Source organism: Micromonospora andamanensis, assembly GCF_016863495.1.
In the GTDB taxonomy this organism is placed as follows: Bacteria; Actinomycetota; Actinomycetes; order Mycobacteriales; family Micromonosporaceae; genus Micromonospora; species Micromonospora andamanensis.
Map to the genome: position 1 here is coordinate 38,889 of NZ_BOOZ01000035.1, position 12,881 is coordinate 51,769.

11 protein-coding genes are annotated in these 12,881 nt (G+C 72.7%); 5 read left to right on the forward strand and 6 right to left on the reverse strand.

Annotation, left to right across the window (positions count from 1 at the left end; genetic code table 11):
- Positions 1-10: 10 nt before the first annotated feature.
- On the forward strand, positions 11-295 hold the full coding sequence (locus Van01_RS24165) for a hypothetical protein (RefSeq protein ID WP_204011936.1): 285 nt from the start codon (positions 11-13) through the stop codon (positions 293-295).
- Here Van01_RS24165 and Van01_RS24170 read toward each other — a convergent pair.
- Together Van01_RS24170 and Van01_RS24175 are read right to left on the reverse strand one after the other, a co-directional pair.
- A complete protein-coding gene (locus Van01_RS24170) occupies positions 253-1,089 on the reverse strand; it encodes an SDR family oxidoreductase (protein WP_204011937.1) in 837 nt (278 codons plus the stop codon). The two genes, Van01_RS24165 and Van01_RS24170, sit on opposite strands and share 43 nt — an antisense overlap.
- A complete protein-coding gene (locus Van01_RS24175) occupies positions 1,086-2,066 on the reverse strand; it encodes an LLM class F420-dependent oxidoreductase (RefSeq protein WP_204012099.1) in 981 nt (326 codons plus the stop codon). The genes Van01_RS24170 and Van01_RS24175 overlap by 4 nt, the downstream gene beginning before the upstream one ends.
- 102 nt (positions 2,067-2,168) lie before the next feature.
- On the opposite strand from Van01_RS24175, the gene Van01_RS24180 reads away from it, so the two are divergent.
- A complete protein-coding gene (locus tag Van01_RS24180; RefSeq protein ID WP_204011938.1) occupies positions 2,169-3,032 on the forward strand; it encodes a DUF1028 domain-containing protein in 864 nt (287 codons plus the stop codon).
- 79 nt (positions 3,033-3,111) lie between these two features.
- Here Van01_RS24180 and Van01_RS24185 read toward each other — a convergent pair whose 3' ends face one another.
- Complete coding sequence (locus tag Van01_RS24185) at positions 3,112-3,792, reverse strand: maleylpyruvate isomerase N-terminal domain-containing protein (RefSeq protein WP_204011939.1); 681 nt, start codon at positions 3,790-3,792, stop codon at positions 3,112-3,114.
- A 4-nt stretch (positions 3,793-3,796) separates the two neighbouring features.
- Positions 3,797-4,684 carry a phosphatase PAP2 family protein gene (locus Van01_RS24190; protein ID WP_204011945.1) on the reverse strand — a complete coding sequence of 296 codons (888 nt, stop codon included), beginning with the start codon at positions 4,682-4,684 and terminating at the stop codon, positions 3,797-3,799.
- A gap of 83 nt (positions 4,685-4,767) precedes the next feature.
- Here Van01_RS24190 and Van01_RS24195 point away from each other — a divergent pair, with 83 nt between their 5' ends.
- A complete protein-coding gene (locus Van01_RS24195) occupies positions 4,768-5,493 on the forward strand; it encodes a DUF3159 domain-containing protein (protein ID WP_204011946.1) in 726 nt (241 codons plus the stop codon).
- Positions 5,494-5,771: 278 nt separating this feature from the next.
- On the opposite strand, the gene Van01_RS24200 is transcribed toward Van01_RS24195, so the two are convergent.
- Positions 5,772-8,672, reverse strand: coding sequence for a glycoside hydrolase family 48 protein (locus Van01_RS24200; protein ID WP_204011954.1), 2,901 nt, complete (start codon positions 8,670-8,672; stop codon positions 5,772-5,774).
- Between the two features lie 964 nt (positions 8,673-9,636).
- Here Van01_RS24200 and Van01_RS24205 point away from each other — a divergent pair.
- Together Van01_RS24205 and Van01_RS24210 are read left to right on the forward strand one after the other, a co-directional pair.
- Positions 9,637-11,130 carry a GH1 family beta-glucosidase gene (locus Van01_RS24205; RefSeq protein WP_239099263.1) on the forward strand — a complete coding sequence of 498 codons (1,494 nt, stop codon included), beginning with the start codon at positions 9,637-9,639 and terminating at the stop codon, positions 11,128-11,130.
- 58 nt (positions 11,131-11,188) lie between these two features.
- Complete coding sequence (locus tag Van01_RS24210; protein WP_204011957.1) at positions 11,189-12,424, forward strand: MFS transporter; 1,236 nt, start codon at positions 11,189-11,191, stop codon at positions 12,422-12,424.
- Here Van01_RS24210 and Van01_RS24215 read toward each other — a convergent pair.
- Complete coding sequence (locus Van01_RS24215) at positions 12,418-12,861, reverse strand: MerR family transcriptional regulator (RefSeq protein ID WP_204011960.1); 444 nt, start codon at positions 12,859-12,861, stop codon at positions 12,418-12,420. The two genes, Van01_RS24210 and Van01_RS24215, sit on opposite strands and share 7 nt — an antisense overlap.
- Between the last annotated feature and the right edge of the window lie 20 nt (positions 12,862-12,881).

The following is a 12,881-nucleotide window of genomic DNA, read 5'->3' on the forward strand; positions in this document are numbered from 1 at the left end:
CCGTCGAACCGTGACCACGTGGCTGGCTCTCCTCATTGCGCTTGTCGCGGTGGTGTCCGTCACCGCCGCGACGCTCCTCGTCGTCCGTCGCCGACGTGTCCCCCGGCCGATGACTCGTCAGCAGCGACTTGCCGCTGCCGCTAAGGCCACCCGGGAGCTGCGTCGCTCCGCACCCCGCCGACGCCGTGGTTCCGGCGTCGGACCGAGCGGCGTGCCCGACCGCCACTCGGCCGCCATCGCCGAGAACGCCACCTACGGTGATGCTGCCGGCTTCGGTGGTGGCGGCGCGCCCTGATCGGCGGCACCCAACCGGCGGACGAGTTTACGCAGGCCGGACTGCCAGCCGTCGGGGTCCTCGGCGCGGCGGCGGGCGTAGTCGGCGACATCGGGGTGCGGCAGGATCAGGAACCGTTCCTCAGCCATCCCGGCCACCGCCGCCGCAGCCACGTCGTCCGGGCTGAGCACCGCACCGGAGGCCGCGATGACCCGGGCACCCAGATGTCCGGCGGCCAGTCCGTCGGCCAGCATCGCCGTGTCGACGCCCTGCGGGCACAGTGCGCTGACCCGGATGCCCTGGTCGCGGTAGGTCACCGACAGCCATTCGGCGAACCCCACGGCGGCGTGCTTGGTGGTGGTGTACGCGGCGTCGCCGACGGCGGTCAGCACCCCCGCCGCCGAGCAGGTGTGCAGCAGGTAGCCGCTGCCCCGGGCGAGCATCGCCGGCAGAGCCGCCCGGGCGGCGTAGACGTGGGCGAGGACGTTGACCCGCCAGGACCGTTCCCAGCCGGCGTCGTCGACCTCCACTCCCCCGCCGGTGCTCACCCCGGCGTTGGCGCAGAACACGTCGATGCGGCCGTAGCGGCGTTCGGTGTCGGCGACCAGGGCGCGTACCTGCTCCTCGTCGGTGACGTCGACCGCAACGCCCCGGGCCAGCGGGCCCACGGCGTCGGCGACCGCCTCGACGGCGGCGCCGTCCAGGTCGGCCAGGACCAGCGCGGCGGCTCCCTCGGCGGCGAACCGCCGGGCCAGCGCCGCCCCGATTCCCCCGGCCCCGCCGGTGATCACCGCTACCCGGTCGGTGAGGTTCACGCCGACTCCTTCGCGTCGAGCCCGAGCCGGGCGACAAGCGTGGCCAGCGCCACCGGGTCGGTGGCGGTGACCTCCGGGGTGGGCAGCAACGCCAGCACCGGTACGTCCACCCCGGCGGCCACGTACCTGTTGACCTGTGCCCGGCACTGCTCGGGTGAGCCGTGCAGGATCAGCGCGTCGACCACCTCGTCCGGGATCGCGGCCAGGGCGCCGCGCCGGTCGCCGGCCGCCCACGCCGCCCACATGCCGGCAAGCGCCTCCTGCCGGCCGAGCCACCTGTGGAACTCCGCGTACGCGGGCACGGTCAGGTAGCTGGTGATCATCCGCCGGCCGAGGGTGCGGGCGTACCCGGCGTCCTCGGTGGGACAGACGAAGATCCGGGCGGCCACCTCGAACTGCGGACGCCGCTGCCCCAGCTCGGCCACCGCGCGGGGCACGTCGGTGGCGGCGAGCCAGTTGAGGATGACTCCGTCGGCCTCGGCGGCGGCCAGCCGCAGCATGCCGGGACGCAACGCGGCCAGCAGCAGCGGCGGCGGCACCATCGGCGCCCGGTCCAGGGTGAACCGGCGTACGGCGAAGGTGTCGAACGCGCCGTCGACGGTCTCCCCGCGCAGTGCCGCCCGCAGGAAGCGCAGCACGTCACGGGTACGCCGGAACGGTTCGGTGAACTCCACGGCGTTCCAGTCGGAGACCACCACAGGCGACGACGCGCCGATGCCGAGGGCGAACCGGCCGGGTGCGGCGTCGGCGAGCGCGGCGGCGCTCATCGCCAGCAGGCCGGGGCCACGGGTGAACGCCGGCGTGATCGCGGTGCCCAGCCGCAGCCCGGGCTGCCAGGCGGCGGCCAGCGCCAACGGGGTGAACGCGTCGGCCCCGTTGACCTCCGAGGACCACACGTCGGTGTAGCCGGCGTCGGCCAGCGCCGCGTACACCGCGGCGTGGTCGGCGAGCGGGATTCCGCCCAACGGCACCGTCATTGCCCATCGCGTCGTCATCGGTCGATGGTGCCCGTCCCGGCGTCGTCGGGCAAGGTCGTCGCGGCGCGGCCGTAGCACGCCAGCAGCGCTAACCTTCCCAGCGTGACATTCTCCCTCGTGGCCCGCTCGGACGACGGCCGGCTGCACGGCATCGTCGTGGCCAGTCGTTTCCTGGCTGCCGGGGCCCTCGTGCCGGGCGCCGCGGCCGAGGTCGGCGCGATCGCCACCCAGGCGCACGTGAACCTGGCCTACCGGCCGCAGGGCCTGGCGCTGCTGCGTACCGGTGTGTCGGCCGCCGGGGTGGTCGCCGGCCTGGTCGCCGCCGACCCGGAACGTGACCACCGGCAGCTCGGTGTGGTCGCCGCCACCGGGCCGGGTGCCACCTGGACCGGTCCGCACTGCCGGGGCTGGGCCGGTGGGCAGGCCGGCGACGGCTGGGCGGCGCAGGGGAACATCCTCACCGGCCCGCAGGTCGTCGACGCGCTACGGGACACCTGGCTGGCCGGTGCCGAACTGCCGTTCCCGCAGCGGCTGCTCGCGGCGCTGCGGGCCGGCGAGGCGGCCGGCGGCGACCGGCGCGGTCGGCAGAGCGCGGGGCTGCTGGTGGTGCGCCGTTGCGGCGGGTACGGCGGCACCGGCGACGTCATGATCGACCTGCGGGTCGACGACCACCCCGACCCGGTCACCGAACTCGACAGGCTGCTCGGGGTGCACATGCTGCTGTTCAGCCGGCCCGACCCGGCCACCCTGCTGGACCTGACAGGCGCGCTGGCCGTCGAGGTCGCCGGTCTGCTGACTGCGCTCGGGTATCCGGCCGACCCGGCGGAGCCCGAGGACGCGCTTGTCGACTGGGCCGGGCTGGAAAACCTGGAGGAGCGGTTGGCGCCCGGCCGGATCGACCCGGTGGTCCTGGCGCACCTGCGCGCCGCCGCCCCGCACGTGCCGGCACCCCGGACCGCCGCCTGACCCACCACCCGCCGGCCGCGTTCCGGCTACCGCGCCGGTGGCGACTCGCGCGGGCGGGTGCGCGGCGGTCGGGCGCCGGTCAGCCGCCGAAGGCGAGCAGTCGGATGCCGGCGGCGTCGAGGGCGTCCTGCTCGGCTCGGCTGCGCGGGCTGCGGCCGGTGGCTTTGAAGATCAGGGTCAGCCGGTCCCAGCCGAGGTCCGCCGGCAGGGGCTGCCCGCCGGTGAGCAGGTCGGCGATGACCCGGGCGGCCGTCGGGGTCAGCCACGGCGGCCGGTCCAGCGCCTCGGCCAGATCGAGGCCGTGCACGCCGACCTCCACCACCCGGGTACGCAGAAACTCGGTAACGGTCATCGGGTCGCCGTGCCGGGTGCGTACCACCCGGTCGGCGGGGTGGGCGTCGACGGCGGCGAGGGTGGCCCGCCAGGCCCTGTCGAAGCCGGTGCCGGGCCCGGCCGCCAGTTCCTGGCTGCGGTGTCGGGTCGCTTCGGACCGCGCGGACTCGACCCGGTCGGCGTCCACCTGCGGGAGGAACTTCGCCGCTCCGAAGTAGCCGGCGGCGTCGACCCGGGCGGGGCCGGGCACCGTGGTGGCCAGCATGTCGGCCAGCCGGCCGGCTCCGGTGCGTACGTGGGCCAGCAGATCGGCCACCGTCCACGGCGTGCAGCGGGTCGGGCGGTCGAGGTCCGACCGGTCGAGGGTACGCAGTACCGCGCCGAGCCGGTCGCACTCGTCGTGGAACGCCGACCTGACCGGGTGCACCCGGTCAGCCCTTGTAGCGGGGAACGAGACGGTGCACGGCGGTCAGCACCAGCGCCATCACCACCGCCATGGAGCCGGCGATGCCGGCGGCGCTGCCCGCGTAGCCGACGAACAGGGGACGACGGGACAGTTCCACAGCGGGGGTGGACCGCAGACCCACCAGCCACCACAGGGCCAGCACGCACCCGGTGATCGCGAGCACCCCGGCCACGCCCAGCAGCAGGGCGGTGAGCCGGTGTGCGTCACCTGGGGCCACCTCGGCCCGTTCCCGCTGGGTGATCAGCAGCAGCAGCCCGGCCAGCGCCGCCCAGACCCCGACGACCAGGAACGCGGCGACCGCGTCGCTGGGTCGGTGCCAGCCCGCCGACAGGGTCGCCACCCCGGCGGTCGCGGCGTAGCCGGCACCGATCACGGCACCGACGGCCCGCACCTTCGGCGGCAGCACGAGCACCAGGGCCACCGCCACCGAGCCGGCGACCGTGGTGTGCCCGCTGGGCAGGCTGTTACCGACGTACGCCCGTTCCAGGTCGATGCCGTAGTCGGGGCGGCTCAGTCCGTACTTGAGCAGTTGGGTGGTGACGTTGGCGCCGGCGATCAGCAGGGTCGCCGCGACGGCCAGGGCGACCCGACCTCGGATCAGCGCGATGAACCCGATCATCACGGTGACCGCCAGCAGCGACACCACGGACATGGCGTTGAGGATCCGGTCGACAGGTTCCTCGATGTGGTCGCGGCCGATCCGGTTACCGGTGAGGGCCACCGTGTCGATCCACTGGCCGATCTCCGTGTGGAGGGCGAATCGCCAGACGGCGATGAAGGCCGCCGCCTGGATCAGGGCCAGCACGACCAGCCATACCGCAGTACCACCCCTGGGCGTCACGCGCACCCGCACAACTTAGCGGCACGCCCCCGGCGTCCGGCCGGTGGCCCGCCCGTGGCGTGGAGATAGGTTGGGCCGCGGGTGAAGGAGGGCACGTGACCGATACCTCGGAGCGGGACGCCGCCGCGGTCGGGCGACCCGAGTCACTTGCCGATCTGCTCGGCGGGCGTCGGGGGGCCGTGGACGCCACAGTGCCGCCTGTGGCGTTCACGGTGGGCTGGCTGGCCGGCGGCCGTTCGGTGCTGGTCGGGGTGGTGGCGGCCCTGGTCGCCGGGGCGGTGGTGGCCGGCTGGCGGCTCCGCCGCGGTGACCGGCCCCGGTCGGTGCTCGTCGGGTTGCTCGCGGTCTGCGTGGCCGCACTGGTGGTGGTACGCACCGGGCGGGCCGAGGACTTCTTCCTCGTGCAACTGCTGGCCAACGCCGCCAGCGCGCTGGCGTGGGCGGCCAGCATCGTGGTGCGCTGGCCGCTGCTCGGGGTGGTCGTCGGCACGGCGCTTGGACAGCGCGGGCGCTGGCGGCGTGATCCGGCGCTGCTTCGGGCGTACGGCCGGGCCAGTTGGGTGTGGACGGGGACCTACCTGCTGCGGGTGGCGGTGTTCCTGCCGCTGTATCTCGGTGGTCACGTCCTCGCCCTGACCGCGGCCCGGGTGACGCTGACCTGGCCGCTTGTCGCGGCGGCGCTGGCGCTCAGTTGGGCGGTGCTGCGCCGGTCGTTGCCGGCCGGTCATCCGGGGCTGCGGCACCCGGTGACGCCGCAGTCCGAGCCGGCCGCGAAGGTGCGGAACGACGGCGGGCCGGAGACACCCGGGCCGGCACAATAAGGGAGAGGCCGCCACGGGGGGAGCGGCCTCTCCGGTGATGTACGTTACTCCGTCCCGGGCCGGGTTGTGATCCCGGGGCGGTCACTTTTTTTCGCGATGTGCGCGCCGTGCCCGGCGGGTCGGGGTGGTGGGGTGGGCCGACCGCTCCGCTGCGTCGGCCAGAGGGCCGACCCACCCCGGCCTGACCGTGGGTGTCAGGCCGTCAACCGGACCTGCCTCTACCCCCGAGGCCCGGCCGGTGCCTCCGGGTGGGTCACCGCCCACCCGGAGGAGTCCGTTCAGCCGTTGGGGAACAACTTCCCGTAGTCGGCGTAGGCCATGGCGACGTCCGCCTGGGCCCAGAAGCGGTGGTAACGGAACTCGGGCTCCGGCCCACCGTCGAGGTACGCCTGCACCTTCGGCCACGCCGGGTCGTTCTTGTAGAACGACCGGATGTCGAGGAAGCTCTTCCCCGGCGCGATGGCGTCACCGTTGGGCATCTCGCCGCTCCAGCCCGGCGGGATGTACAGGCCCTGCCCCGTGGAGGCGTCGTAGACGTCGTCGAAGCGCCGGTAGTCGCCACGCTTCTCCACAGTCGAGACACCCTGGGCGTCGCTGTGGCTGTGCAGCGCGTCCAGCAGACCCTTGGCGGTGGTCTTCGCCGCCTCGTTGCCCGACTTCGCCGCGTACGCGATGAGCGTGCGGGCGTAGGCGGCGGCGACGCCGACGTCCTGGCCCTTGACCGTCACCTCGACGTGCAGGTTGGTGTTGGGCTGCGGGTTGGTCGGGTTCCAGTTGGCGGGCTGACCGGTCCACTTCATGTCCGACGGGATGGACCAGTTCTCGCCAAGCGTGGTGTTGGCGATCGCCCACGGCACCCACTTGTCGAGCAGCGCCTTGGCCCGAGCGTTGCCGGAGACCAGGTACAGCTCGGCGATGCGCTGCATCGACCAGGCCTGCATGCCGAACCACTGGTTCGACGGCGGGTCGTTGTAGACCGGGTCCTCGTCGTAGAACATGCCGTAGAAGGTGGCCGTGCCGGCCGGCGGCGTGCCGTAGTGCCCGCCCCAGCTGTTTGTCGCGCCACCGGCGATGCCGCCCTCGGCCGACTGGAGCCAGGTGTAGAGCTCCAGCTGCCGGTTGAGGCTGTTGGTCCAGTCCGCCGCCGCGGTCGGCGAGCGCGGCTTGAGCTCGTCGACGTTCGTCAGCGCCCAGGCCGCGAACGGGTTCTGGTAGCCGAAGTGGCTGTGGCTGGAACCGATCCGCCAGGACCAGTTCTGGCTGGTGTCGGTCGCGCCGCCCCAGGCGTAGTACCAGGACAGCAGGTAGTGGGCGGCCTCTCGGTTGTTGCCCGCCGGGCAGGCGCTGGCCCCGACGCAGTTGCCGACCCGCTTGAAGTACTTGTCGAACAGGGCGTACCGCAGGTAGTCACCCATCTTGGCGGCCTTGGCCACGGTGGCCGACACGTCGGCCGCCTTGTTCTGCTCCTTGGCCCAGGTCAGCGCCCAGTACGCGGCCTGCACTGCGCGGGCGTCGGCGTCCGGAGCGTTCGTGTACTTCCACTGCTTGGCGGGAGCCTGCGACTCCTTGATGAACAGGTCCAGGAAGCCGTACTGGCCGCCGTGGGCGAAGGTGTCGCAGGACGGGTGTGGCACGGTCTCCCACACCGACTCCTGGGTGCCCCGCTGGAAGGTGTTGATGTAGGCGGGGCGGGTGGTGCCGTCGCCGCAGCGGCCGTAGCCGTAGACGTTGTCGACGTCCAGCAGCCAGTGCATGCCGTAGATGGAGCCGGTGTTGTATGTCGACTGCAGCTCCGAGCGCAGCGGGTCCCGGCCGACCGGCACGTTCGAGTCCAGCTGGGACGGGTACTGGCTGGGCAGGTCGTGCTCGGCGGCGTAGGTGGCGTCACCTGCGGCGCCGGCGGTCGGCTGGTCGGCGTTGGACGGGATGATGTACTTCTCCATCACCGTCCAGGCGTTGTTGAACGGCGCCCAGTTCTGGGTCACCCGACCGTAGTAGGCCTCCAGCCACAGCCAGAAGCTGAACGCCTCGGAGGTGGTCTCGTGGCCGTGGTCCGGCGCCTCGACGATGAGCGTCTCGATGGAGTGGTACGGCACGCCCTCGGGGCTGAAGTAGCCCGAGTTCTTGATCTTGTTGTACTGGGTGAGGAAGCGCTGCACGTACTCGCCGTCGCCGCCGGGCACATCGTTGTCGATCTCGGTGACGGTGACCGTCGCCGGGGTGTGGCCGGTGGCCGAGGCGGTGATGGTGGCGGTGCCGCTTGTGGTGTCGGCGTCCTCCGCCGCCCGGACGGTGACGTCGACGCCGGTGTTCCAGTTCGACGTGGTGAGCGTCGCCGAGGTCGGGCTGACTGTGACGTCGGTGTCGCCGGTGCGCGCCAGGCTCACCGCGACGTTGGCGGTGGGCGCCCGGTTCAACTTGAGGTTGAACGTCGAGCTGCCGCCCTCGGGGACGGTCAACGCGGTGGGAGCGGCGACGAGCGCCGGCGAGGTGGTGCCGCCGACGGTGAACGAGCGCTCGGCGATCGCGGACAGACCGCTGTTGTCGTACGCCCTGGCCTGCACCGTGTAGTCACCGGCCGGCAGGCTCTCCAGGGTGTACGCGTACGGCGCGGTGGTGTCGGTGTTGACCAGCAGGCCGTTGCGGTAGAACTCGACCCGGGCGACGGTGCCGTCCGGGTCGCTGGCGGTGGCGGTCAGCGGCACCGTCGCCGGGGCCGTGAACGGGCCGGCGGGCACCGACAGGCTGACCGTCGGGGGCTGCTGCGCGGTACCACCGCAGGTAACCCCGTTCACCGAGAACGAGGTCGGCTTCGCGTTGGTGCCGGAGTATGAGCCGTTGAAGCCGATGCTGGTGCTGCCGCCGGCCGCGATGTTGCCGTTCCAGGATTCGTTGACGGCGGTGACCTCGTTGCCGCTCTGGCTCCACCGGGCCGACCAGCCCTGGGTGACCCGCTGGTTGCCGGGGAAGGCGAACCGCAGGGTCCAGCCGTTGATCGCGTCGCCGGTGTTCCTGATGGTGACGTTGGCGGTGAAGCCGTTGCTCCAGTCGTTAGTCGTATAGACCACGTCGCAGGCCGGTGCGGCCTGTGCGGCGGCGGCGGGAACTGTCGCCCCACCGATCGCCAGCGCCGCGGCGGCGAGCCACGCCAGGCGCCGACGTCTAGCCAGGTTTCTCATCTGCGCGGTGTCTCCTCGGACCAGGCCGGTGGCGGTGGCGCCCCGGCGGTGACGCCTCGGGACGACGGGGTCCATCGAGGTGCCAGTGGATGGTGGTCGCTGCGGCCCGGGTAGGGCCGGCGCGGCGGGGCGCCGTATGGGACGGCAGCTGCTCCCGCTGCTGGCAGGACGCCGTACCGGACGAGCCGGAAGCCCTCGGCGACCCACGCTCACGCGTACCTTGGCTCCGCGCGGTCGATCGACAGTGTGCCATGGAAGCGCTCCCAATGCCAGCAAGGGAACTTCCGGAAACACTGAGTTGTTTCGATCTCGTTTTGGGGCTTTCACAAAGCCGTGACGGGCGTTACAGTCGCAGCAACGTCGATGGGAGCGCTTCCATCGACAGAGTTCCACCCGGAATATCGCCCGGTGTCGTGCCCACGGCTCCGGGGAACAGACCACAGGCCGACGGCGGGCCAGCCCGGACACCGCCGTCAGCCATCACCCCACCACAGTGGAGGGAGGTGGATCCTCAGCCACTCGCGTGGCCCGGCTCCCGCGCGACACGCACAACTGGGACGCCAATCCGAACGTGCGTGTACCGCAACACGGTGGGGACGGGGGTTGCCCTCCCCCGTCCCCACACTAAACCCCCGTTCACGATGGGAAAAGAGGCCGACGGGTCAGACGCGCATCACCCGCGCGCCCCGCACGGCAGTCGACCCGCCCGCCGACCGCCATCCGCGACGCCCCGCCGACCGCCCGGGCGCGCACCGCCGGTCCGCCCGCGGTACTCGGCGCACCCGGTCCCGCCGCACCGCTGCCCGACCGGCACAGCGCCCTTCCCCACCCCACGTCACCCCGCCACCGAGGCCGTCCGCCCCACCCCTCGCGACGACTCGGCCCTGCGGGACCGCCTACCCTCTACCCTTTGTTGGGAGCGCTCCCGGGCTCAGGCGGTCATCCCCATCCACGAGGAGAACCCATGTCGATACTCACCAGGCGGCACCTGCTGCGCCGCGCGGCGCTCTCGGCCACCGCCGCCACCCCGGTCAGCGCCGTCCTCGGCACCGCTGCTGTGGCCACCACGGCCACCGGTCTGGCCGGCTGCCGGCCCGGCGACCCGGTCGAGAACACAGCCACCGCGTCGAACCCGGCCGCCCGACGGTCCTTCCCGCCCGACTTCGGGTGGGGCGCCGCGACCTCCGCCTACCAGATCGAGGGCGCCGCCAAGGAGGACGGCCGCGGCGAATCGATCTGGGACACGTTCAGCCGCACACCCGGGCGCACCCGCAACGGCGACACCGGGGACGTGGCGGCCGACCACTACCACCGCTATGCCGAAGACCTCGATCTGATGCGTGACCTGGGGCTGCGCAGCTACCGGTTCTCCATCTCCTGGCCGCGCATCCAGCCCGACGGAACCGGCGCCGCAAACCAACGCGGCCTCGACTTCTACCGCCGCCTCGTCGACGGCCTGCACGAACGCGGGATCGCCCCGATGGCCACGCTGTTCCACTGGGATCTGCCTCAGGCCCTGCAGGACACCGGCGGCTGGGAGTCCCGTGACGTCGCCCACCGCTTCGCCGACTACGCCGACATCGTCTTCGAGGCGCTCGGCGACCGGGTGCCGGTCTGGCTGACCATCAACGAGCCGAAGACCGTGGTGCAGAACGGCTACCTGATCGGCCACCACGCCCCCGGCCGGCGAGACCCCGACGCGGCGTACCTGGTCGCCCACCATCTCCAGCTCGCCCACGGCCTCGCCGTACGCGCCCTGCGCGCCCGAGGCGGCAGCAGCCGTATCGGCCCCGCCTTCAACCTGCACCCCTGCTACCCGGCCGACGACTCCACCGCCGCCGCCGAGGCCACCCGCCTCTACGACGGCTACGAGAACCGCCTCTACCTCGACTCCGCGTTGACCGGCAGCTATCCCGAGGACGTCCTGGCCGACCTCGGCCCGGACAGCCGGATGGTCCGTGGCATCCGTGACGGCGACCTGAAGATCATCTCCAGCCCGGTCGACCTGGTCGCCGTGCAGTACTACACCCCGATCTACGTCACCGCCTCCGGCGGCATGGAACGCCGCTGGCCCACCTCGGAGGCGGAGTGGCAGCAGATCTACCCGGACGGGATGTACGACATCCTGACCCGGGTCACCCGCGACTACGGGCCGATACCGATCACGGTCACCGAGAACGGCCTGCCCACTCCCGACGAGCTCAACGCGGACGGCACCGTCGAGGACGACGGCCGCGTCACGTTCCTGCGCGACCACCTGGCCGCCGCCCAGCGGGCCATCGCCGATGGCGTGCCGCTGGAGAGCTTCCACGTCTGGTCCCTGCTCGACAACTTCGAGTGGGCCGAGGGCTACGAGCAGCGCTGGGGGTTGATCTACGTCGACTACCCGACCCAGCGCCGGGTGCTCAAGCGCAGCGCCCACTGGTACCGCCAGGTCATCGCGGACAACGCGGTCTGACCGGCAGCTCGGCGGCGGCCCGGTCCCGGGTCGCCGCCGAGGCACGTACGATCCCCGCATGCGTGATCGCAACAGCCTGGGCCGGCCGTTCTGGACCTTCTGGAGCGCTGCCGCGCTGGCCAACCTCGGCGACGGCATCAGGGTGGCCGCCTTCCCCCTGCTGGCCGCCGCACTCACCGACGATCCGTTGGCGGTCGGTGCCGTCGCCGCCGCCCAGTTCCTGCCGTGGCTCGTCGCCGGGCTGCTCGCCGGCGCCCTGGCCGACCGCCGAGGTGCCCGTACGCTGCTCGCCGCCGCCGACACCTGCCGCGTCGTCGTGCTGGCCGCGCTGGCCACCACTGTCGCCCTGGGCTGGGCCACCATCGCGCTCGTCGTCGCCGCCGCGTTCCTGCTCGGCGTCGGCGAGACCATCCGGGACACCGCCGCACAGACCGCCGTGCCCCGGCTCGTCCACGACGACCAACTGGAGAAGGCGAACGGGCGCCTCGTGGCCGGCGAGATCGTCGGCAACGAGTTCGTCGGACCACCCGTCGGTGCACTGCTGTTCGTGATGGGTGCCGCCATCCCGTTCGCCGTCAACGGGGCCACCCTGGCGCTGGCGGTGATGCTCGTTCTCTCCCTGCCACTGACCCTGGCCCACCGGGCGGTCCCGGACACCAGCGACGCCCCGCCGGTCACCGACGGCGACGGCGCGCTGGCCGGCCTGCGCTGGCTCATCCGCCAGCCGATGCTGCGCACCCTGGTGCTCGTCACCGCCGCGGTGGCCGCCGCCGACACCGCCTGGTTCGCGATCTTCGTGCTCTACGCCCGCGACGCACTCGGACTCGGCGCGTTCGGTTTCGGCCTGCTGCTGGCCACCGGCGCGGCCGGTGGACTTGTCGGCTCGTTCGCCGCCGACCGTCTGGTCGCCCGCTTCCACCACCGGACCGTGCTGACCTGGTCCATGGCCGTCACCGCGGGCGTACCGGCCCTGCTGGCCGTCGCCGGGCACCGTGCCGTAGCGGTGGTCGTGGTGGTCACCACAAGTGCGGCGTTCGCCGTACTCAACGTCGCCGCGTTGTCGGTACGCCAACGACTCGTGCCGGGCGGGCTGCTCGGTCGGGTCGTGGCCGCCGCCCGCCTGGTCACCTACAGCTGCACCGCGCTGGGCGCGCTGGCCGGCGGCGCCCTGGCCGCCGGAGCCGGCATCGAGGCACCGTTCGTGTTCAGCGGCATCGTCGCCGTGACCGCCGCGGTCGCCTGGTGGATCGCCTCCCGCCCGACCAACCCCGGCAGCGCACTCGCCCTTCAGTAGGCCGACGCCGGCCGGGCACCTCCGTCGGGGCGTAACCCGGCCGGCAGGCGGGCGGCCACCTTCTCCCGCAGCCGGGGACAGACGGTGATGTCGTCGGCGTCGCACGCCGCCGCGTGCTCGATGATGGCCAACGACTCCTGAGCTGCTGCGATCCGCCCGCGCAGCAGCTCACCGTGTTGCTGGTACAGAGCCGCCCGGGCCTGCTTGTCGGCCGCCTCGGTGAGCAGGTAACGGGTCTGCTCCAGGGTCAGCCCCGCCTCCTTCGCCAGCAGGATGAGCGCGATCCGGGTCGCGTCGACCGCGCCGTACACCCGCCGACCACCGGGGGCCCTGGCCGGGGCCAACAGACCCATCTGTTCCCAGTGCCGCAACACGTGTGGCGCCAACCCGTACAACGCCGCCAGCTCACCGATGGCCATCTGCCGCCTTGACTTCATGTGGACATGAAGATGCACCG

Bases quoted from the DNA above. Each gene is read 5' to 3' on its own strand.
- Van01_RS24175 (WP_204012099.1), bottom strand. From the start codon at position 2,066: ATGACGGTGCCGTTGGGCGGAATCCCGCTCGCCGACCACGCCGCGGTG.
- Van01_RS24200 (WP_204011954.1), bottom strand. From the start codon at position 8,672: ATGAGAAACCTGGCTAGACGTCGGCGCCTGGCGTGGCTCGCCGCCGCG.
- Van01_RS24205 (WP_239099263.1), top strand. From the start codon at position 9,637: ATGTCGATACTCACCAGGCGGCACCTGCTGCGCCGCGCGGCGCTCTCG.
- Van01_RS24210 (WP_204011957.1), top strand. From the start codon at position 11,189: ATGCGTGATCGCAACAGCCTGGGCCGGCCGTTCTGGACCTTCTGGAGC.
- Van01_RS24215 (WP_204011960.1), bottom strand. From the start codon at position 12,861: ATGAAGTCAAGGCGGCAGATGGCCATCGGTGAGCTGGCGGCGTTGTAC.